The sequence below is a fragment of the Moraxella sp. CTOTU48717 genome (assembly GCF_032057165.1).
Lineage (GTDB): Bacteria > Pseudomonadota > Gammaproteobacteria > Pseudomonadales > Moraxellaceae > Faucicola > Faucicola tetraodonis.
The window spans coordinates 1-21,413 of sequence record NZ_DAMBBC010000020.1 but is presented as its reverse complement, the minus strand read 5'-3'; the positions used below and the strand labels follow the sequence as shown (position 1 = coordinate 21,413).

At 38.2% G+C, this 21,413-nt stretch carries 17 protein-coding genes and 3 pseudogenes; 5 read left to right on the top strand and 15 right to left on the bottom strand.

Annotated features, from left to right (window positions below):
- Positions 1-22: 22 nt before the first annotated feature.
- Both RT084_RS10595 and RT084_RS10590 read right to left on the bottom strand, forming a co-directional pair.
- Complete coding sequence (locus RT084_RS10595; protein WP_160001183.1) at positions 23-694, bottom strand: DUF1028 domain-containing protein; 672 nt, start codon at positions 692-694, stop codon at positions 23-25.
- 21 nt (positions 695-715) lie between these two features.
- Entirely contained in the window at positions 716-1,129 is a 414-nt protein-coding gene (locus RT084_RS10590; protein ID WP_160001182.1) for a RidA family protein, read from the bottom strand.
- Positions 1,130-1,431: 302 nt separating this feature from the next.
- On the opposite strand from RT084_RS10590, the gene RT084_RS10585 reads away from it, so the two are divergent.
- From RT084_RS10585 to RT084_RS10575, 3 genes and pseudogenes are all read left to right on the top strand, one after another.
- The gene (locus tag RT084_RS10585; protein ID WP_313099897.1) at positions 1,432-2,706 is read left to right on the top strand and encodes a flavin-containing monooxygenase; all 1,275 of its coding nucleotides are present in this window, start codon (positions 1,432-1,434) and stop codon (positions 2,704-2,706) included.
- A 49-nt stretch (positions 2,707-2,755) separates the two neighbouring features.
- Positions 2,756-3,733: a TauD/TfdA family dioxygenase gene (locus RT084_RS10580; RefSeq protein WP_313099895.1), complete on the top strand. Its 978-nt coding sequence runs from the start codon at positions 2,756-2,758 to the stop codon at positions 3,731-3,733.
- Positions 3,734-4,224: 491 nt separating this feature from the next.
- A pseudogene (locus RT084_RS10575) lies at positions 4,225-4,386 on the top strand (integrase core domain-containing protein); the annotation flags it as partial.
- Between the two features lie 157 nt (positions 4,387-4,543).
- On the opposite strand, the gene RT084_RS10570 reads toward RT084_RS10575, so the two are convergent.
- The 12 genes and pseudogenes from RT084_RS10570 to RT084_RS10520 all read right to left on the bottom strand — a co-directional run bounded on the left by RT084_RS10570 (position 4,544) and on the right by RT084_RS10520 (position 19,027).
- Complete coding sequence (locus tag RT084_RS10570; RefSeq protein ID WP_313099892.1) at positions 4,544-5,950, bottom strand: N-6 DNA methylase; 1,407 nt, start codon at positions 5,948-5,950, stop codon at positions 4,544-4,546.
- Positions 5,940-6,542 (bottom strand): restriction endonuclease subunit S domain-containing protein, encoded by a 603-nt coding sequence (locus RT084_RS10565; protein WP_313099890.1) that lies wholly within the window; start codon positions 6,540-6,542, stop codon positions 5,940-5,942. Before RT084_RS10565 ends, RT084_RS10570 begins: the two co-directional genes overlap by 11 nt.
- A gap of 19 nt (positions 6,543-6,561) precedes the next feature.
- Complete coding sequence (locus RT084_RS10560; RefSeq protein ID WP_313099888.1) at positions 6,562-10,020, bottom strand: tyrosine-type recombinase/integrase; 3,459 nt, start codon at positions 10,018-10,020, stop codon at positions 6,562-6,564.
- Complete coding sequence (locus RT084_RS10555) at positions 9,965-12,460, bottom strand: hypothetical protein (protein ID WP_313099886.1); 2,496 nt, start codon at positions 12,458-12,460, stop codon at positions 9,965-9,967. Before RT084_RS10555 ends, RT084_RS10560 begins: the two co-directional genes overlap by 56 nt.
- Positions 12,453-12,983, bottom strand: a complete 531-nt coding sequence (locus RT084_RS10550) for a hypothetical protein (protein ID WP_313099884.1) — start codon at positions 12,981-12,983, stop codon at positions 12,453-12,455. The genes RT084_RS10555 and RT084_RS10550 overlap by 8 nt, the downstream gene beginning before the upstream one ends.
- Positions 12,984-13,331: 348 nt before the next feature.
- Positions 13,332-13,532 (bottom strand): annotated as a pseudogene (locus tag RT084_RS12455) (IS1 family transposase); the annotation flags it as partial.
- Between the two features lie 281 nt (positions 13,533-13,813).
- Positions 13,814-15,313, bottom strand: coding sequence for a CoA-acylating methylmalonate-semialdehyde dehydrogenase (locus RT084_RS10545; RefSeq protein WP_313099882.1), 1,500 nt, complete (start codon positions 15,311-15,313; stop codon positions 13,814-13,816).
- A 30-nt stretch (positions 15,314-15,343) separates the two neighbouring features.
- Positions 15,344-16,657 carry an MFS transporter gene (locus tag RT084_RS10540; RefSeq protein WP_313099880.1) on the bottom strand — a complete coding sequence of 438 codons (1,314 nt, stop codon included), beginning with the start codon at positions 16,655-16,657 and terminating at the stop codon, positions 15,344-15,346.
- Between the two features lie 279 nt (positions 16,658-16,936).
- Positions 16,937-17,311, bottom strand: a complete 375-nt coding sequence (locus RT084_RS10535) for a hypothetical protein (protein WP_313099877.1) — start codon at positions 17,309-17,311, stop codon at positions 16,937-16,939.
- 1 nt (position 17,312) lies between these two features.
- Positions 17,313-17,615, bottom strand: coding sequence for a hypothetical protein (locus tag RT084_RS10530; RefSeq protein WP_062332074.1), 303 nt, complete (start codon positions 17,613-17,615; stop codon positions 17,313-17,315).
- 2 nt (positions 17,616-17,617) lie between these two features.
- Positions 17,618-18,796 carry an Arm DNA-binding domain-containing protein gene (locus RT084_RS10525; protein ID WP_312115833.1) on the bottom strand — a complete coding sequence of 393 codons (1,179 nt, stop codon included), beginning with the start codon at positions 18,794-18,796 and terminating at the stop codon, positions 17,618-17,620.
- 15 nt (positions 18,797-18,811) lie between these two features.
- A complete protein-coding gene (locus RT084_RS10520) occupies positions 18,812-19,027 on the bottom strand; it encodes a hypothetical protein (protein ID WP_095356849.1) in 216 nt (71 codons plus the stop codon).
- 141 nt (positions 19,028-19,168) lie between these two features.
- Between RT084_RS10520 and RT084_RS10515 the strand changes: the two genes are divergently transcribed.
- Entirely contained in the window at positions 19,169-19,384 is a 216-nt protein-coding gene (locus RT084_RS10515) for a helix-turn-helix domain-containing protein (protein WP_095356848.1), read from the top strand.
- A gap of 98 nt (positions 19,385-19,482) precedes the next feature.
- Here RT084_RS10515 and RT084_RS10510 read toward each other — a convergent pair whose 3' ends face one another.
- On the bottom strand, positions 19,483-20,454 hold the full coding sequence (locus RT084_RS10510) for a RepB family plasmid replication initiator protein (RefSeq protein ID WP_313099871.1): 972 nt from the start codon (positions 20,452-20,454) through the stop codon (positions 19,483-19,485).
- A gap of 546 nt (positions 20,455-21,000) precedes the next feature.
- On the opposite strand from RT084_RS10510, the pseudogene cas1f reads away from it, so the two are divergent.
- Positions 21,001-21,360: pseudogene (cas1f, locus tag RT084_RS10505) on the top strand (type I-F CRISPR-associated endonuclease Cas1f); the annotation flags it as partial.
- Positions 21,361-21,413: the final 53 nt, after the last annotated feature.

Sequence of the window (21,413 nt, the reverse complement as noted above, 5' to 3'; positions counted from 1 at the left end):
AATTAACCTCATTTAACAGATGTTATAAATCACCTGGTACACCATAGCTTGGCGAAACTGTTGGGTTTAACGCTCTCATGACATAATCGTTGATTTGTGGCTCATAGATTTGCCAAGCCTGTTCTAAATCTTCAATAGGCGTCTCTGACCAATCAATACGGAGGTCGATGATAGGCCATGTCATCTTATCAACCACTAACAGTCCTGCTGAATGTACAGGTCCTGCTTCGCCACCTGCTTGGTAACCTGCAACCAAACTATCAAGTAAACGTTTTCCTAGATTACCTTCACTTTTTTCAAAAGTATCAAGCATAACTTTAGGAATGTCTTGATTAGCCAAGAGATTGCCAGCACAGGCCGCTTCTTTACCTTTAACAGCATTAAATATGCCAAGCGTATGCTCTCCACTGAAAACAAAGGGTTCATCTTGACCATTTAATGCCATTAGCTGGCGATATTGGATAAAATCGGTACTTTTAACCAACTCTGCACCAGCGTCGGTCGGTGTAAGATTGTATTGCATCATCTCTAACAAAACCTGCGAGAGATTTGGATCAGTAATATTTTGGCTGGCCACGACGCCGATACCAGTTTTTGCACGGATACAGCGTGATGCTACAGCAGGAGATGATGAGCTAATAGATGCTCCAAATTGCCCTGTTTTTGGGCATCTTGCAACAATAGAAAAAGTCATAGAAGTATCCTTATTTAGATATTAGTCTGGAATAACCGCTGTTGCATCAATCTCAACAAGCCATTCTGGTCTAGCCAACGCCGATACCACAATGCCAGTAGAAACAGGGAATACCCCTTTTAGCCATTTACCAACTACTCGGTAAACCTCTTCACGATAACGTGGATCAGTAATATAAATCGTGATTTTACAAATATCTTCTAACTCACCACCTGCCTCTTGAAGCAACATTTGAATATTATGCATTGCCTGTTCAGCTTGCCCTTTGGCATCACCAATACAGACACTTTCACTCGTGTCTAGGTTTTGCCCAATCTGTCCACGCAAAAATACAGTACGACCTTTTGCTACAACGGCTTGACATAGGTCATTATCGAGATTTTGTTCAGGATAAGTATCTTTAGTATTAAAGGGGCGGATGCGTGTATGTTTCATTATTTACCTCTTTTCTTGGTTCTAAAAACTAAAAGATGGTTGAAATACTGGTAATAACCAGTAATCAAACTGTTGAAATTTAGTATGCCCTAAATGTGTGAGATAACAATTTGAATTTTCCTTTGTACTGATTCGGTTATTCCATATCGCTAGTAATTAGAATTTCTTGAATCAATCGTTCGTATGATACGATTTCCAATTTTTTGACAAAGAAACTATTATTCAACTTGTATTTATACACAGTGTATGACTGTGACATTTTTAAATATTGCTTGTATGTTTTTTACAGAAGGGAGCGAATCATGACTAATAATATAACGAAAACGGATACTCTCGTTATTGGTGCAGGTCAAGCTGGTATTGCAATGAGTGAGCATCTGGGCAATCTACATATTGACCACATTGTTTTAGAAAAAAATAGAATTGCAGAAGCTTGGCGATCCAGACGATGGGACTCTTTAGTTGCTAATGGTCCTTGTTGGCACGATAAATTTCCTAATATGGATTTTCCACATAATCCAGAAACATTCGTGTCCCATAACGAAGTGGCGGACTATTTTGAAAGTTATGCCAAAAAAATTAAAGCCCCCATTCGCACGGGTATAGAAGTGTTAAAAGTAGAAAAAATCCCTAGTAATATGGGCTTTAATGTCCATACAACACAGGGTGATTTTATAGCAAAAAATATTGTCATTGCTACAGGTCCTTTTCAAAAACCTGTTATTCCACCTATTGCACCAAATTGGAAAGATTTGTATCAGATTCATTCAGATCAATATAAAAATCCAGAACAACTACCAGAAGGCAATGTATTGGTTATTGGTTCAGGGTCATCTGGTGTGCAAATCGCTAAAGAATTGAATAGCTCTGGTAAAAAAGTATTTTTATCGGTGGGTCCACATGAACGACCACCTCGCCGTTATAGACAGAGAGATAATGTTTGGTGGTTAGGTGTTTTGGGAACGTGGCAAGAAAGTACTCCGCCACAACGTCCCATCAAAGGTTTTGCGGTAAGCGGTATGAATGGTGGAGAAACTGTGGACTTTAGAAAGTTGGCACATGATGGCATTACCTTGGTTGGTATGACAGATAAATTTGAAGATAATAAAGTGTATTTTCACAATGACTTGGTTGATAACGTTACCAGTGCAGAAGAAAACTATTTAGCCACTCTCGAAGCAATGGATAAATATATCGAAGCAAACGGATTGGATTTACCTGAAGAACCAGAAGCCAAGGTTTTTCTACCAATACCAGATTCAATTTCAAACCCAATTACTGATCTTGATTTTGACAAAGATAATATTACAAGTGTAATTTGGGCTTCTGGTTTTGGCTTTGATTATCATTGGTTGAATTTTGATATATTTCAAGAAAACGGCGCACCTAAGCATAATAAAGGTATCACAGATGAGCCTGGCATTTACTTTGTAGGCTTGCCGTACTTATCAAGTAAAGGCTCTAGTTTTATTTGGGGGGTATGGCATGATGCTAAACGCATTGCTGACTACATTGATATTCAACATCAATATCATAACTATCAATCACCTCAAGTAGAAAAATCTTCTTCTATTTAAATCTTGTGTATTTTCTAATAGGATTCTTATAATATCAAAGGTTGATCACATGAAAACAATATTAACATCCACTATAGAAGAGAAATGTGCTTGGTTCGGCAGTGAAATTTCCCATAATAATGATTGGATAATTAAGTTTGATGATTATTTATTGTCAGTTTTGGATGAAGCACTTCAGCATATCACCAATTTGGGGAAAAAAGCTCCTCACTTTAATAAAGATGATATACATATTAAAGATGAAAAATTTTTAAATTTTATTGAAGAAATATCGGATCAACTTGAGAATGGCTATGGCTTTGTTGTAATAAAAGGCTTAGATGTCAAACGATTTAATGAAGATGAGCTTATAGATATTTATTATATTTTGGGCTTATATTTAGGCATACCTGTAACTCAGAATATGCAAAATCAACTCTTAGGCTATGTAGAAAATGTCGGGGATATAAAAAATAAACAAACGAGAGTCTATCAAACAAATGCTAATTTACCCTACCATTCTGATATGTCAGACGTTGTAGGTCTTCTATCTATAAGAAAAGCAAAAGAAGGTGGGGAAAGTAGTTTAGTAAGTTTTGCGACAGTTTATAATATAATTTTAAAAGAATATCCAGAGTATCTAGCCTACTATTATCATCCAGCCTATTATAATCACCTTGGTGAAGATGAGCCGTCATTAAGTCCTATATTTAGTTATTGGAAAGGCAAGCTAGCATGTCGGTATCTAAGACAGTATATTGAGGTTGGTCATGAAAGAAAAAATATTCCATTATCTAGAGTTCAAATAGATGCACTTAATATTTTTGAGGAAATAAGTCACCGAGACAATTTAAGAATCGATATGATGTTGGAACCTGGTGATATACAGTTATGTAATAATTATATTGTGATGCACTCTAGGACCTCTTTTTTAGATTATGATGAGAAAGATAAACAGCGTAAATTAGTGAGATTGTGGTTAAAAATGCCTAACGCAAGGAAATTAGCTCCTGATTTTCCTGGCAGAAATGGCTTTTCTCAGGAGTAAAATGAAATGAGGGTTTAGTAGTTTTCAAAAAACTGTGTCTTTCCCATAAATTGTCAAATAAAACAGGAATTAGACCATGCGAAAATTTGACTTTAACGAAGCCTTAAAAGCGATTCAATCCGGCAAACCCATTACAGGCAGTGATGGGTACTAGCCCAATCATGAGATAACTAACCAAAGCAGCACCATCGACTGAAATAGACAGTTATCTGCAGCAGAATCCTACAGGTAATCGCCGTAATGGCTACAGCAAAAAGACGGTAAAATCAGCTGAACCCTATAAAGTACTCCCCAATGTTTAGACCCATCAATTACCGCCATCAAGTATACAAAGCCCTTGGCTAGGCGAATGTAGGTGATATCCGTACGCCATACCTGATTACATCGTGTAATGGGCAAACTCATCTCGGGGGTGAGCTTGGTTTGGTGCTTTTTAATCAGTCATTCAGGCATAGCCTTCGTCTTGCGCGCGGGCGAAGCAGTGCTTCGCTATTTCCTCAGACAATGCCCTAGCTGAAAGTGTGAATAGACTATACAAAGCGGATGTGATTAATTATTTAAAACAAACCTGGGAAGGTGTAAATGATGTTGCTCTCGTAACCCTTGATTGGGCACAATGGTACAACCTTGAACGGTTGCATTCTACTAATGAATATGTATCGCCTCTTAATGCGGAAAAATATCTACTATTGTTCATTAGTTCCGTCAGGCTATGCTGCTTGACTCAAGCAAACTTGTCTCCGATAAATTCGGGGTGGTTCATCGTTTCAAATCACAGCACAGAAAATACTATGTTAAAAGAATCATTGCCTAGCTTTGTTTTGCAATGGACGACAATAGTTTGTCTAGTTGTACTTTTGCCGCTTCATATTGGCGTTGGTAGTCTGCTAACGCTGTTAATTCCGTCGTTAATTCCAATGTTGCAATTTCTAATGGGTCTTTAAAATAGCATTTTGGATTTAGGTCATACTTATATTGTGCAATTTGTGCTTGCGTCACCTTAACCGCAACGTTATTTTCAGTTGGATTTTTTATAAAGTCGATGATTTTTGCGATTGATTGTTCCGCTATTTCACCGCCGTATTTGCGATTAACCTGTATATTTTCTGCCGTCATCAACCAAAACGCGTCGGTTGTTTTTGCTGTATTTAATACCACTAAGCATACGTTGGCTTGACTATATTGCAAAATTCCCAGCGGCAAAAGGGTCACGCTTTCAATCAGATTGTGATGCACCAATGCTTCTCGCACAGCAAGGTCATACCCCCCTTTAAATAACCAGCCGATAGGCAATATTAGGTATGCCCTGCCCTTATCGTTGAGATGATATAGATAAAGCTGAACCCATAGACTTTCGGAGGCACTGCTGGGAATCGTATGAAAAACATTTAAAGGCTGTAGATAGTTAACCTCTGTTAACGCAAACGGCTGAATCTCATTGCCAAAACTTGGTAAACAAATACCAATATCTGCTTGATGGCTTTCTTCTTTTGCTGTCAAACTGTCCAAAATTTTTAACTCAGCATCACTCTCAACCATGGTTAATAACAATCGGCTTAGCAAGGCAGGCAGCATGTGAATTTCTCGCAAAACAAGCTTGCCAGGTGCTAGGCTAAAGCCACTATTTGCCACGCCACTTGCCCCATCGTATAGCGTCAATCCGTGCGTCTCACCAATAATCCCTTTTAATAGCAGGCTAATTGCCAATGGGTCGCCCCATTGATTTTTGATAGACAGCGTATGTAATTTTTGATACAGCAATGGCGTGATTTGCTGAGCATAGGCTTGTGCTGTTAAAAATTGCTGTCGCAGTTGGCTAAAATCCGCTTGAATACACTGCCATGGATTGGCGGTATCCGATAACAATTTGATGAGCGATGCAATAACAAAATCCAAATCTTGGCTATCATAAAACTGTCGTAATATTTGCTCGATTTTCACATTGGGTGTGAGCAACGACTGGTCTGTTAATTCCTTTGCCGCAAATTCATCAGGTAAAGCTTTGGCATCGTCTTTAGCGGTCATCAAGTTGCCAACCAAATCAGCAATTGGATTTTGCAGCGGCTCATTGAGATACGCCACATAGGCAGATACTATCATCACCAACATGGCATTTTCAGCAGTGAGCTCTCGTCTGAGTGATTGATAGTTTTTATCAAAAACGGCATTAAAAGTCGATATTTTTGTATTATTTGGTGATTGTGTCCTACTGGTCATGATGACTACCTTGGGGCATTAAGGTGTGAAACACGGCAGAAGCGGTGCGTTGATGTTGTTGCATCAGTTGGTTTAACGCTTGCAAAGTAACTATATTTTGCCAAAAAAAATCGGCTAATTTTTGTTGGTTCTCTTGGCTTGGCACATCAATTTGCCAGTCTTTAAGCCGCCCCACTGAGATAGTCGCGGTAATTGTCGCCCTATTATGGCTCGCAAGCCAGGTTTGCCCGTATTCGCTATTAAGTAAGCTAACCAAGACCTCTGGTACTAGCAAATTAGGTTTGGCTCTCAGTATAAAACAATTTACCCCCACCACAAGCGGTATATCACCCATATCCTGCGCTCGCACAATGACTGAGCGCATATTAAAACCACGAGCCACCAATAACACATCACCCACTTGTAGTTGCTGTGTGGTGAATACCTCAGGTGAAATAGCGACCAAACTGTCGGGATTGTTATCAATCTCAAGCGTGCCCAAATCGGTAAAATTTTGCGCGGTCAGTTGTCTGACGGTGATGAGATTGTCACCTTGATTGATAAACTTTTTATTTAAACCAACAAAAATTTTGGCAAGGTCTTTTAGTTGCATGAGAGTTCCAATCTAAAGTTTACATATCATCGGTTGATGGTAATATCGCTTTTAACGTCTCATCCGTAATAAGCATAAAATGGGTAAAATAACGCAGTAATGCCGAAAATCGCCACGAATTTGTTCGATTTAGCTGATTATCTGGCGTGGCTATGCCGATTAAAATTGAAGTCTGGCTGTTATCATTTTTATATCGAAACTTAAGCGTCGTTTGCACTTCTTCAAGTTTTTCTGTACTCAGTTGGGCATTGATATCTTCAAATTGATTATCATTATCGCTAAATAACTCATGCCTATCAAATAGTTGATGACGTTGTAAGATAGTCAAAATCGGTTCATCACAACTGATCATCCAGCGATTTTTGGGCAATATTGTAATCGCAATCGGTAAAAACTTCAGCAGGATTTGCACTTCGCCATAACTTTTACCAAACGGTATGGAAGAATCGGTGGTCGTCATTCTATCGGCAAGGGTACGGATAAAAAACTGCCAATTAGGTAAATCTTGTCGTAAGATGTTGGCATTTCTGAGCATCATACCGAGCATTCGCCGCTCAAAATTTGTTTGAATGTCAATCATACTGTACCGCGTATTGTCTCGCAAAAACCGATAGTGACGACGTTCTGTCATTAGCTTTTGGATGGCGAATGCTTTTTGTTTAATCAAGCCAATATTTTGTATCGATACTCCTGTCTCATCGCCAATCACATTGCTATCAGCCTTTGGATTTTTTTCCAAATGTTCTAACACGGCTTGAATTTGTTGGGGTCGGTAATTGAGCAGCGGTGAATCGCTGTGCTTTGGTAAGTTGCGTCCAAATATTTCATCATTAAAATTGAGATTGGCGATTGCAAATGACGTTGATTTTCGTAGCTTTCGTTTTAAATTTTCTCGAAATAATAATGCACGTATATCAGCGAGTTGTACATCATGGCGTTTTGAAATTGCGCGGTGTTGCAAATTGGTAATGTTTATCCAACTATCGTAAGGCAAGCCGATATTGGCTTTGCTAAGTTCATAAGTTGCCGTGAGCATCGCAAAGTGGTTGTAATATTCAAAACTACGTTCTGGCGATAAATGCCCCATCAGCCCCGAAATGGCATACCATTTGTCAGTATGGTATTTTTGCACACCCAATAAACTTTGGACAATCTGATCAATATGTTTGGTATTTAGACCTGTTAAAGTTTGCGTCAATGCGTCATCTGCATTTAGCGCGAGAGCTAAGTTGCTAATCGCTGTATGCCGAAATGCATGAAAGGTAAACTTGGTATCAGCGTTTTGGGTACTAGTGTTTTGGATATCAGCATTTGGGGAAATATCTTTGACAATTTTATCCAATAATTTTAGGGGCGTATGGCTGGGGATTGGGGTATTCTCAGTAGATAACGTGAATAAATATTGTTGCTGCTTGCTGATATGATTGCTTTTGACATACTCAGTAAAAAACTCAAGTTCCTGTAGACTTAATAAAGCATAAAGTGCCACTCTTCGAATACTGCCTTCGGTTTTGGTTTTGCGATAATTGTTTGGACGTATCAGTAGCGATGGCTCATCGGTGCCAATCGCTTCAATATCGCTAAAACGTAAGCCAAGTAGCTCTTTTTTTCGCATCCCTGTGCGATAAGCAAGGATAAATAATAACAAAAACATGTCTGCTTCCATCGGGTCAATCGAGCGACGGATTTGTAATAAGATACGTTGGTATAGGTTGGGCGAAATCCACTCGGCACGTACACACCGCATGGCGGTGGCTTCAGGAATATCTGCCTCGACAAAACCGAATTTTTCCATCCCAAAATTATGCAAGCGTTTTAGCAATTTGGCAGAATAAGCAATGTCCTTGTTTTTAAGCTTTGATTTTTTAAAATCAACGATTTCTTCATATAACTCTTCAAAATCATCTGCCTCCCAACCTTGTAACTCACTGTCACCCACAAAGTATAGCCACTCGTAGCCAATGGTGAATAGATATTTCTCAATACTTTGTAAACTGGTTTTTGAACGCTCTTTAACCAAATCAATGACCCATGCCAATAATACTTTTTCAGCCTGCGTTGCCACCATTTCTTGCATATCGACAAGCTTATACCGCACTTTATCTCGCTTGGATAAACTATCAAAATTGGGAATAGTGATATGATAGAGTCTGGCATTTGGTTTTCGCAGTACTTTTCGAATATTGATTAAAACATCGGTTTTGCGTTGTTCCGCTTTCTGGGAAAGGGTCAAGTTGTCGATATTTTTACGGTTATTTGCGGTGATGGTCAGCGTGAGTAACTCATCAATATCATAAACCTTATCATGATTGGTAAAATTGCTGTCATGAATCGTTAAAAAACTCTCAATTCTTAAACCAGTGGTTACTTGCCGACCTTGTAACACCATGGTTAGCGCATGGTCGATATGTACATCTCGCAATCGCTCCCAATGAGAACTGGCTGACTGTAACAACCGAGAAAATGACGGGATGGTTAAATTGGCTTGTTTAAGTAAAGGGGTAATTACGTTAAATAAAAGCACATGAATATTGAGATTGCCTAGCATTGACGCATCGATAGGGTCATGTCGTAGGGCTAACAGCCAACATTGACTCATCGGGTCAATACAAATTTGTTGGCTGTTATAAATACCACCATCATCAAGTCGTTCATTGCCGTAGTTTTTATTGGCATAGCGGATTTGGGTCAATAAACGATAATTTAGGTAAGGTTGAAAGTCATTGTTTAGCAAATTGATTAGCCATGCGTGCAGCATTTTTGCATCATTGATACCACCAAACGCAATACCTGAGAATATCAGCCAACCAATTTTTTCTTCGATTTTAAATTTCTTGGTGGTTTGCCAATGATTTTTTACTACATCTAAAATTTTATTAAACTGCTTACCGTGTCTGACATAAGATTCCGTAATTTGTAGCGGGTTAATTTTTGATGGCATGGTTTGGGGGGCTAGCACTACCCCAAAGTAGTGCTCATTTAACCGAAAATTGGTATTTTGATACGCTACAAATTGCTGTAATAGTTGCCTAGCGTAGCGATAAATTGTCTCACTCGCCCCGTACTCAGCAAATAATAAAGTGTTGGCTTTTTTAATAAAAATATCAAAACCTTTATTTGACAGGCTTTTATAGTCTTTTTCAATCTGATATAAATCTCGCAAATACTGCAAATACGCATTTGACGAAATATCGCAACAGATTTGTTTGATGTATAGTAATGCTTGAGCCTTTTGCCATTGATATTTGATACTTTCAATTTTGCGAATTGGTGATTGCAAATGCCGAGGATTTGCCAAAAGCGACTCATCGGCTTGGGTTTGGTACCACAAACATTGCAATGTCTGCCAAATCGGATGATAAGCTTTGTGCCAAACACCCCAGCGGCTAAATTCTGATGGCATTTGGCTATAGTTAGATTTTTTAAGCTGTCGTTTTTGTTGTTGCGTCAATCTTTGTTTTTTTGCTGCTTTTCTCATCTAATGTCTCATCGGGTTTAGAAGATTGCTCTGGTAATAGATGTAATAACTTGTCTATTTTTTGAAACTTTGCTTTGATGTCATTCAAGCCTAAATCGTTGGCTATGGCCTCAAACACATCAGCTAGTGCGTAGATAGCGGATTTACTCCCCGATGAGTATCGACCAAAAAATTCTTGGCGATGTTTTTCATGACCGATGACACCATTGATAATGGGCATTTCGACACCGCGTTTTTCAAGCTGAACTCTCACAAAATGCCGAGTAAAGTAGGGATCTATGTCAAAAAAAGGTTTGATAAATTCTGCAATCTGACCACGTTTTACTGTCGCTATTTTCTCGCCTTGTTCACAAATTAAGTTAATTAGCATATTGTCGCTATCGTCATGTTCATACAAAATCGGTTTGATCACTTGGTTGACCCATTTTCTACGATGGAGCAATTGGGCAAATTTGGCGAGAAACCAGCGGTAGAACGTCAACGTTGTTACTAGCGTTGGGCAGATTGGCACTAGACGATGATTTCTCACGGAACGATTGGGTTTGTCAGAAATAAGGATTTGAGCAGAATATTCATTTAAATCAATATCATGAATATGGGTGATACGATTATTGGGACGAATCCCTGTGGTGAGACAAAAAATCAGCCAGACATAACTACTGACGTTATTAAATAGTTCAAATTTTGATGCACTGGTGATGACGGCTGTATGAAAAATATCATCAAGTAATGATTTGACAAATGATAGTGTGAGTGCTTGCCCCGAGCCTGTGGTATAGTCTTTTTTTGTTTCTAAAAATCCCAAGTCAAATGACGTATCTTTTCTCAGCCAAACCAACGCATTTTTATAATGGGTGATTAATTCATTTAGCATATGACTGCTATAAAATTTTGCAGGTGCGGATATTGGCGGGATTCGGCAGATAATTTCAGCAATATGGCTATTACTACCCTCGATATAACGAGTCAAGCTAACTTGCAAGGCTGACTCAATACGATGTACTGATAGGTACGGCAAACTCAACTCTGTTCTCACTTGAGCGATATAGTCTCGAACATCAGTCTGTGTGGGTAATAATCGTTTATTCGCTAAAAATCCTACAAGTTTAATGGGCATTGGCAGCTCAATCTCTGCTTTCTCATTTTCAAAAATGTGGGCTTCAAATTTCTTTTTACGTGCAGTAATTTCAAAGGATGCGTGCAAATAAACTTTGGTCTTTAATAGCTTAAATATCCCAGAGTGTCTCACAAAACCTTTTGTCATAAGCGATTCGACAGGAATAGACGTGATCATTGATAACAGTAAAACTGTGGCTAATGTTTTAAGCTTAAGCTGGTCACGACTTAATATTTCTTCTTGTAACTGACAGTCTTTTACTAGCCTTGCAAAAACGAGCTGGTAGGCTTTTGGCGAAAGCAGATAAACACTTGAATTTAGCATCAATTCACGCTGGCTGATAAACATTTGCCGAACGGATAAATCAACCATTTGCAGCGGTGCATTGTAACGAACCAAAGCATTGGGGATGGTTTGATACTCAAGTAACGGCTCACCCGTGTTATCGACTGTCACTTCGGTTGAACTGGCTGTCGATTGCTCAGTATCTTTACTTTCAAAACACACTGTCTGCAGTGCGGGCTGATAATTTTCAACATCATCCGTGGTATTCAAATTTGGATTAGATTGAAAAGTGGGTTGGATAAAGTCCCGAGCGGATAAATTTTGCTGTGGCTTTTTTTTGCGGGGTTTTCGTTTAGCATTTAGCTTTTTGATTTCTCTATCAATTTTTTTACGACGCTTTGGATTAAGCGCAACTTCAAGACACAATCGGATTTCAGTCGCTTGGTTGCGACGCGTTTTATTATTGGTCTGAATTTCTAACTCAACCAAAAAATCCCTCAATGAGTCAATTTGCAAAGTGCATGCAGGGTCGTCCGAAAAATCGGGGAGATTTTCTAAAATCCAAGTTTTTATGGGTGTTTTATAAAAACACGCAATCTTTAAGCGTTTGATGATACGTTGATAATAAGATTTTAATTTGTGATGCTTCAGTACTATTGCCAAATAAAAAGCAATTTTTGTCCAGCCGATTTGTTGTGGCGCTAATTCAAACTTTGAAATCAAAAAAGGCAACTTTAGGAGATTTGGCAGCTTATTTAATTCACCTCTTTTCGCTTCTATACTTTCCAATATATTAATTTTGAACGCTGTTTGAATTTTTTCGATTTTTTTAGTTTCAATATCGCCATCTCGCACGATTTTTTGTGCGATTAAACACGTCATCACCAGATTTTGAATCAGCTGCTCTTTTGCTTTTGTGTCTGCTTTTTCTTCAACAGGGTAATTTTCGAACAACAAGATGTCTTTTATTAAGCTTTGAAAATCATGCCGTGACAAAAGTGGTAGTTCTGAATTAGATTCTTCAGCATTTTCAGTCATTTTTATTCTCTAATTCTTGCTGACGATGCTGTGCCGTACGCATCTTTACGTTAATGAGATTGTAAAAACAAGTTTTTGTAAACTTGGCATTCGGGTAAATCTTTTTCCATGCAAGTGGATTAATAAGCAAATCAAGTGCATCATAAATTTCGTTTAAATTTTCAAATGATTTGCTGTTGCGACAAATAATATCGAGCGTTTCAAATATCACATTCGATAAAAAATTAAAGGCTGCAATATCTTTTACCTCAATAATTTTCAAATTATCTTCACCTGTTATCATTGATTGATAAGTTAATTCGGTCAGGACGTTATTCAAAATTAAATTATGGGTGAACTGGTAACTCTTCTTGTCCTTTAATACAACTGTGTTTATTGATTTTGCACGCAAATATTCTGTTTTTATTTGCTCAATATTCAAATTACAAACGAGATAATTTAGATAAAAATCCTTCCAATCCAATACATTAGGATGGACATCCATATCTTGTTTAGATAGATAACTTAGTAAAATATTTTGCATTTTATAAATAGTAATATAATTACGATTTTTTAATTATAGCCAAAATTTCTAACAGAAAGACCCCCACACGCATTTTTTTGAGTTGTTTTTTTGTTAAAATTAGCGGTAACTTTATTAATTCAAAAATTTGCTAATAGATAAATGACCATGCTGTTTTTGATTTTTATAAAAAAACACCGCTAGATTGCGGTGTTTTTTAAATGCGAAGGCTAATTAAAATGGTATTTCATTATCAGGTTCAACTGATGCAAAAAATCCCTGTAAATCTACGACACCTCTATTGATAAAGGCTAAGCATTGTGCACATTGCCAATCTAAAAAATGGCTGTGATATAAAAAGCATGCTCACTATACCCAGCCATAATTGACATAGTAAAACAGTAAATCAAAGGCTTTAAAATGGTTTGTTAGCTTTTTCGAAAAGCAGTAAGTCTTTTGAAATACTCTCCTAAACCTCTGTCTAAAGCAATTGTTGTTCCCTTCAATATCAACCGTATGGCGTTCATCCACCTTCTTAAAATCGAAATCAAAGGCAGTCAAAAAGCTATTCCGGCTTACTGAGCGATTATTTAAGTGAGCAGCTACGCTCGCCTTCAGTCAAATTTGCGTAAGTCCTAAAATATATTCGGCTACTTATTAATAAATTAAATAGTAATAACTCAAGCATATCTTGAATTTAAGCATACGAAGAATCCATCTTTTTAGCACTTTAAAATATTTGATAGTAACCACTCCTTACAGGCTCTTGATAAGATCAAAATAAAAAGGCTGTGAATAAATAATTCATAGCCTTTTTTATATATAACTTAAATTAAAGCTTCCAGATAATGTTAGGTAATTTTGAATGCTAACGATACATGCGAACTATTTTGCGCTGGCTCCATCCACTTTTGGGATATAGTTTTGATTTTGGTATAAAAACGTGCCGCATCAGGTCCGTAGAGATGTGACTCACCAAATTTTGAACGACGCAAGCCACCAAAGTTAAAATAGCTGACAGGCAATGGCACAGGCACATTGATTCCAATCATTCCGGCTTCAACTTGATTGATAAATTGGTTGCTAGCATGACCATCATTGGTAAAAATCACTGCACCATTGCCATATTCATGCTTATTAGTTATATCAATTGCTTCTGCTAAGCTTTGGGTGGGTATAATGCCACGGACTGGACCAAAAATTTCGTATTTGTATAGATCCATTTCGGTGGTCAGTTTATCAAACAAGGTGGGCGCAACATAAAACCCATCGGCATGTTCAGGATGGGTATAATCACGGCCATCAATGACCAGTTCAGCGCCTTGTTCAATTGCAGTATCAATGGCTTTTAGCACGCTTTGTTGTGATTCTTTTGAGATTACTGCACCGTAATCAGCGGTTGGGTCGTTGTAGGCACCGACTTTTAGGTTATTAATCTTCTCAATCACTTTTTTTCGTAAAGCTTTTGCCGTTTCTTCACCGACTGGTAGCAACAATGACACTGCCATACAGCGCTGACTGGCTGAGCCATAGGCGGATGAAACAAACGCGGTGGCTGCAGCATCTAGATCAGCATCAGGCATAACAATCATATGGTTTTTACCACCCGTAAAGCAGGCAACACGTTTACCATAGTTGGTGCCTGTTTGGTACACATATTCGCCTACATGTGTTGAGCCCACAAAGCTAATGGCAGCAATACCGGAATGTCTTAGTATAGCATCAACGGCAACTTTATCACCTTGTACGATGTTAAATACGCCATCAGGCAGTCCTGCTTCTTTAAACAAGTCCGCATAAAATAGTGCCGCGCTCGGTACTTTTTCAGACGGTTTCCAAATGATAGCATTACCAACCGCGATTGCCATGGTCATCATCACAGCAGGTACCATAATCGGGAAGTTAAATGGGGTAATACAGCCCACCACACCGATAGGAATACGGATAGAGTACACATCAATATTGCCCGCAACATTGCGTGAATATTCGCCTTTGGTGACTTGTGGCTCATTACAGGCAAATTCAATTCCTTCGATAGCGCGTCCGATTTCACCTTTGGCATCTTCAATAGTTTTGCCATGTTCTCGTCCGATGATTTCAGCAAGCTCATCTGTTTTGGCGATCATTAATTCGCGAAGCTTAAAAATTACCTGTAAGCGTGTAGCATGAGAAGATGCTGCCCATTTTTTGGCATTTTCTGATTGGGCAGCTTTCACTGCTTTGTCAATAATAGCCTCATCGGCATATGCACACTGTGCAATCACTTGACCAGTCGAAGGGTTATAAATATTACCTGTTCGGTCTGAATCGGTAATATGCTGTCCGGCAATATAATGTCCAATTATTTGCATGTAAAATTCCTTTTTAATTAAAATTTTTATTTACTTATAGACTTCTTTCGAGTCACTTTTCATCAAGAAGGTACATAAGATACCAATGACAGCCATGCTGACTAAATAGACCGTAACCAATGTTGGCTTACCACCACCCATAGCAAGGAGCTTAGTAGCAATCATTGGTGCAAAACCACCTCCCAAAATACCCGCAAGCTGTACAGAAATCGAAATGCCGCTATAACGAATTTCAGCGGGAAACTGACGGGCAAACAGAATGGATTCAGGCGCATACATAATCGGGAAAATTACGCCCACACCCACCACTAAGGCAGTCCAAACCATCATAGGATCTTTAGTACCAATCATATAGAAAAAAGGATAACAATATAATGCCAATAATAATAATCCAAACATGAAGAGATTGCGTTGACCGACTTTATCAGCAATATAACCACAAATGGGCATAGTAAAAATGGCCAATCCAGCACCGCAGATGATGGCAAATAATACATCTTGGCGTGGAATTTTTAATTGTGTAGTCGCATATGCCAAAGAAAAAGTCGAAGCTAGATAAAACCAAGCATTTTCAGCAGCGCGCGCAATGATGATAGAAAACAACTCACGAGGATGGTTACGAAAAACTTGTAGTGCAGGAATACTTACATGCTCTTTTTCCGCTTTTACCTTTTCAAAATCTGGTGACTCAGGCACTTTGGCACGGATGTAGGCACCGACAAGTAGTAATACTAAACTAGCTAAGAAAGGCAAACGCCAGCCCCAGCTAAATAAATCTGCTTCAGGCAATAAAGAAACAGCGCCAATAGCTAGGGAGGCAAGCAATAATCCGAAACCAGAGCTGGTCTGCGGTAAGCTGCCCCAAAAACCCTTACTACCCACAGGGGCATGTTCAACTGCCATCAAGACTGCGCCACCCCACTCACCGCCCATTGCCATACCTTGCAAAAAACGCAGCACAATAAGTAAAATCGCAGCCCAATAGCCAATGCTGGCGTAAGTGGGTAATAGTCCAATCAGTACGGTGGGAATACCCATCAGCAGTAAGGTCATAATAAGCATGGATTTGCGACCAATTTTGTCTCCAAAATGCCCAAATACAATGCCACCTAATGGACGACCGATAAAGCCTATGGCATAAGTACCAAAAGAGGCCAGCGTACCCGTTAGCGGGTCTAAAGCGGGGAAAAACAATTTGTTAAAAATCAGTGCTGCAGCAGTCCCGTAGATAAAAAAATCGTACCATTCGATGGTGGTACCGACCATGCTCGAGATGCCAGCAATTCGATGATGACCCTTAGTGGCGACTGGGGCAGAAGTATTGATAGGTTCAACATATTCCATTGACACAACTCCTTTGTGTGTTGAGCAAGTCATTTGCTCAATTATTATCCTAAAATAAATTTCCATTTCACATGGTTTTCAGTGTAGGTTTCACAAAATGCTGAGTCAATAATACGTAAATACTTAAGTAATTTTAATTCTTAAGTTTTAGCAATTAGAAGAAGTTTACAAAAAATTATAATCCCCCCCAAAACTGGACCGAAAAATTGTAATAGTAACCTAATCTTTAAACATATAAAAAAATACCGCCAAGTTAGGCGGTACTTATGAAGATCATATTTAAAATGGACAATCATCATCTTCTATATTTACTAAAAAACTGTGTAAATTAATCACCCCTTTTTGCTTAAATATTTTGCAGTCATCACATTGCCAGCTCATAAAATCATCTGGATTAGGTAGTTTACATGGATTATTTAACTCATACATTTTCCCGCATGCGTCACAGCGGATATAAGAATCGTAAGCTTTTACCATCGATAGTCTCGTGATAAGCTCTTCAGAAGTGACATCATAATGCTGGCATATATGTTTAATATGCCATTCAAGCGAAAGTGGATGTTGATTTGGATAATTAAAAGGTTGCCAATAATCCTGGCACATTTTTAATGAATAGCCATTTAGCATATTATTTGTCAGTAATCGTACACGCATTTTAATGCACCTCTTCTATAAACTCTGAAAAATTGGCGTAAAATAGTCGACGAAGCTGACGATATCTTTCAAAATCCGTTTCATCACTATCAATTAATGGCAACTGTTGCTGTACCCAAACCATTAGCGCTTTATGTGATTTGTATTTTTGTTCATTGAGCCATTCAGACAGCTTATCGTCATTAGCAATACCATACTCAGTAATCAACTTTCTTGCCAAATCACAGGCAGTTTGGCTGACAAAATTCAAATTATTATGCGGTTTAATGGTTTGACGCAATTTTTCATAATCAATAACCAACACGACTATTCTCCTTGCTCTTTATTTTGACTACTTGCTATCAAAGCTTCAAAGGCACTGCCATCACGGCGTGTCATATTCGGTACATAGCGGCTATAAACCTTAAACAACATGGTAGTATTGGCGTGACCCATCTGCCTTGCGATCCATTCTGGCGCCTCCCCTGCCGCAAGCCATAGCGTTGCAGCCGTATGGCGGGTTTGGTAGGCATTACGGGCTTTTAACCCTAACAGTCGAAGCGTGGGATGCCACACTTTACGATTGACATTGTGATAATCGAGTGGCTCTCCTTCTCGATTGCAAAACACGAATTTTGAGCGACCATGTGTGACTTTGTACTGCGCTTGTAGCGCTTCATAAACCCAAGGTGACATAGCAATATCTCGATTGGATTCTTGGGTTTTGGGCTTACCAATTACGCCTTTGACATACGCTTGGCGAACACGGATTTCACGGCGGTCAAAATCCACATACTCCCACGTTAGTCCATCAATTTCGCTGGTTCGCATGCCGGTGAAAAACCTTACGGTGTAATAGTTTTTATAGTCTTTACGCACGCCATTGATAAATTTCCAAACCTCTTCAATGGTGAATGGCTCAATATCAGGCTTATCAAGTTTTAAAACCTTGATATCCTCATAAGGATTTTCAAATTTATAGCGTTTTGCCGCTTCTTGCAGTATCATACGCAAAGTGGTCATTATCGAATTAATTCTGGCTGCTGACAGATGCTTGTTAGCTGTTCCGTAGGTCACTTTGCCGAGAGAAGTACGGAACGCTAACACATCTGCCCTTGTGATAGCGATAACACTGCGTTTGCCAAAATGTGGCACCAGATACTTATCCAAAATATCTTTGATTTTGCCGATGTAGCTTGCTCGCCATTCAATTTGCTTTTCTTCAAACCAAGTTTCAGCAAAGTCCTTAAATACGGGCGTGTCAGATTGAAAACTTTGCACACGCTCTTTGACTGCCATCAGTTCAATGCCTTTCTCACTTTTTGGGAAGTATTTGAGATAATCAAATAGTCCAAGGGTGATTTCTGCTTCCATTTTTTGGATGATTTTTTCCAGTTTTTTTCGATTTTCGGGCGTGTCGATTAGGTTGGTTGTTTCTCGACAGCGTTTATTCAAAAAGCGAAAATCAACAACAAGTTTATCGTAGCGCTTTCTAATTGAAGCCATTTATTTTCTCCCGTTTTATTGTAAAGCCATTGCATTAATGGTACCCAACAAGGTGTTACGCATATCTTTTTCAATTTGTTCCCATATATATAAGATTTTACGACCACCAAATGGACGAATATAATGCACTCCTTCAATGAGCACATTATCCTTAAGGGTCACACGAATTGTGCGTGGCGTATACTTAATGCGTTCAGAAAGCTCTTCTGTTGTCAGATATGTTTGTGTCATAATAACCTCTTAAGAAATGAAATTTATTATATATCGAATAACAAAATTGTTTTATGAAACTATTTTGTTATTCGATAGAAGTACTTTAATGCAAAATGTAGTTCAATGCAAGTACTTTTTAAGTCAATTAAGGTTTTTTATATGATAAAAAGTAATTTACCGGTACTTTTGGCAGAAAGACGTTTGAAAGTGGCTGATTTAATTCGAATGACAGACATCAGTAAATCAACGATGCACAAGATTTATAACGATCAAACCACACGAATTGATTTTGAAACGATTGATAAAATCTGCGAAGCACTTGATGTGCAGGTGGGAGATTTGTTCCAATATGAACCTAATAAAACAGGTAGTTAAATTGTTGGATAAGTCAGATAGTGAATTTATTTTTAGTAATTTATGAATAGGCTATTATTTTTTTGCTAGTTACTAATGAGGCTGATAGATTTAGAGCGTTAAAACTTAAAGCCACATTTTTTTAAGAAAGGTAAGTAATCAGCGATTTTTTTAGCATCTTTTTGTAGTTCATTAGATAAGCGATTGATAAACTCATTCATAGATTCACCCGAACGAGCAAATTTACCCCCAAAGTTATTGTCATTGGCTAGTAATTTAGCAAATTTATTAGCTTGAATGGGTGTAAGCGTTTTCATCTGCTGAATTGAAGCTGTTGCACCACTATTGGCTGATTCAAATTTTGATTTAACAGACTTAATAGCGATTTCAAAGTGGCTAATACTCCGTCCCGTTTTTGTGGTTCTAAGTGTTAATTTGAACTCGCCTTGTTTATTGATTTGTTCAATAGCAGGTTCAAGTACACGGCGCTTAAATTCTGAAATTTGTGGGTATTTGTTTGCGACACCGAAAAATTCTTTCCATTCAAACACGCTCATGGCAGGGACTTTTCTGATGTCTTGCCATTTTTTCACTAATTCATATAGACGTTTACTGCTACAGCCTGTAAATTCAATGGTTTTAACATAATCATATTTTGTGTAGGCCTCATTGGTTCTTTCAATCAAAAATGCTAATGGGTCAGAAAAGTGCAGAATAATATAGCCAAGTTGGTCTTGATAAGAAATTCCCTGTAGCCAATTGTATTCGGCTCGTAACGTCGTAAAATGAGAATGATTTGGCTTGATGACAGTTAGCTTATCTTCTTCTTTTTCAGTGTGGCGAGTTAAGTCAAGATATAGGGTAAATTTAAGTTTCTTATTGCCTAAGGTATTCGCAGCTTCTTTGAGAGTTTGGTACGCATAGTTATCACTCACATTATTAGCCGCCGCAAACTCTTTAGCACTAATCATCACCTGTTTACCACCTGTTTTTTCTTTGTGCAGTTTATTGACTGCAAGCGTCATCAAATCATGTTCGGCAAAAGTCAAATCATAACCCGCCTCAATTAAAGTATTGGATTTGGTTATCATAATTTGGCTATTACCTCTGCCATAAAAGTTTAGCTCAGACACGTTTTTACTCAACACAATATAAGTGGTTAAATTATAAAAACGCTAAAAATTTCGCTCAAAATATAATGTACCTTAATGTACAGGACTTACAGAAGCATAACAAAAATCCATGATGCTTGAAAATTTTGTCTTAACCAAGAATTTGTACATTAAAGGTAAGAATCTGTACAGGTAAGGGTAAGAATCTGTACAATTCATTCCAATAATTTGTACAGATTAAGGTAGCAATCTGTACACATTTAAACGCTGAAATGCAGTGATATGGCGATATAGTGAATTATCTATAACTCTTATAATATTGATAACTCTTAAATCAAGATTTTTTTGATAATTAAAATCCATAACAACCAAATTTTAACAATTGACTAAATAAAAACCTCAATATAAGTTATGAGATTAAATTTTTCTAAACGTCACTATTTGTCGTTTTACTATAAATACCCTATTGCATTCATGAACATGGTTTGACAGACTAAAGAAAAATCAACTTATGTCATCTCTATCATGTCAAACGCCAATCCCTATACCGACAATAGCTTTACGTCTTCTGACTTAAAGACCATCCTGCACTCCAAACGTGCCAATATCTACTACCTACAATACTGCCGCGTCATGCAAAAAGACGGGCGTGTGTTGTATCTTACTGAAGCCGAAAAAGAGAATCTTTATTACAACATCCCGATTGCCAACACCACTTGTATATTATTGGGCACAGGGACATCAATTACCCAAGCTGCCATGCGGATGCTGTCGCAAGCGGGGGTATTGGTCGGGTTTTGCGGCGGCGGTGGTACGCCTTTGTTTATGGGAACCGAAATCGAATGGATGACGCCGCAGTCAGAATATCGCCCGACTGAATATGTATAGTTAAAGAAATCTAGAAGTGCTACAATAACAAAATGGCATACTCAACCGAC

What these genes read in the sequence shown, in the direction of transcription:
- RT084_RS10585 (WP_313099897.1), top strand. Translation starts at nt 1,432, where the DNA reads ATGACTAATAATATAACGAAAACGGATACTCTCGTTATTGGTGCAGGT.
- RT084_RS10550 (WP_313099884.1), bottom strand. Translation starts at nt 12,983, where the DNA reads ATGCAAAATATTTTACTAAGTTATCTATCTAAACAAGATATGGATGTC.
- RT084_RS10570 (WP_313099892.1), bottom strand. Translation starts at nt 5,950, where the DNA reads ATGACCAGTAGGACACAATCACCAAATAATACAAAAATATCGACTTTT.
- RT084_RS10525 (WP_312115833.1), bottom strand. Translation starts at nt 18,796, where the DNA reads ATGGCTTCAATTAGAAAGCGCTACGATAAACTTGTTGTTGATTTTCGC.
- RT084_RS10510 (WP_313099871.1), bottom strand. Translation starts at nt 20,454, where the DNA reads ATGATAACCAAATCCAATACTTTAATTGAGGCGGGTTATGATTTGACT.
- RT084_RS10520 (WP_095356849.1), bottom strand. Translation starts at nt 19,027, where the DNA reads ATGACACAAACATATCTGACAACAGAAGAGCTTTCTGAACGCATTAAG.
- RT084_RS10515 (WP_095356848.1), top strand. Translation starts at nt 19,169, where the DNA reads ATGATAAAAAGTAATTTACCGGTACTTTTGGCAGAAAGACGTTTGAAA.
- RT084_RS10560 (WP_313099888.1), bottom strand. Translation starts at nt 10,020, where the DNA reads ATGAGAAAAGCAGCAAAAAAACAAAGATTGACGCAACAACAAAAACGA.
- RT084_RS10595 (WP_160001183.1), bottom strand. Translation starts at nt 694, where the DNA reads ATGACTTTTTCTATTGTTGCAAGATGCCCAAAAACAGGGCAATTTGGA.
- RT084_RS10555 (WP_313099886.1), bottom strand. Translation starts at nt 12,460, where the DNA reads ATGACTGAAAATGCTGAAGAATCTAATTCAGAACTACCACTTTTGTCA.
- RT084_RS10535 (WP_313099877.1), bottom strand. Translation starts at nt 17,311, where the DNA reads ATGCGTGTACGATTACTGACAAATAATATGCTAAATGGCTATTCATTA.
- RT084_RS10565 (WP_313099890.1), bottom strand. Translation starts at nt 6,542, where the DNA reads ATGCAACTAAAAGACCTTGCCAAAATTTTTGTTGGTTTAAATAAAAAG.
- RT084_RS10540 (WP_313099880.1), bottom strand. Translation starts at nt 16,657, where the DNA reads ATGGAATATGTTGAACCTATCAATACTTCTGCCCCAGTCGCCACTAAG.
- RT084_RS10580 (WP_313099895.1), top strand. Translation starts at nt 2,756, where the DNA reads ATGAAAACAATATTAACATCCACTATAGAAGAGAAATGTGCTTGGTTC.
- RT084_RS10590 (WP_160001182.1), bottom strand. Translation starts at nt 1,129, where the DNA reads ATGAAACATACACGCATCCGCCCCTTTAATACTAAAGATACTTATCCT.
- RT084_RS10545 (WP_313099882.1), bottom strand. Translation starts at nt 15,313, where the DNA reads ATGCAAATAATTGGACATTATATTGCCGGACAGCATATTACCGATTCA.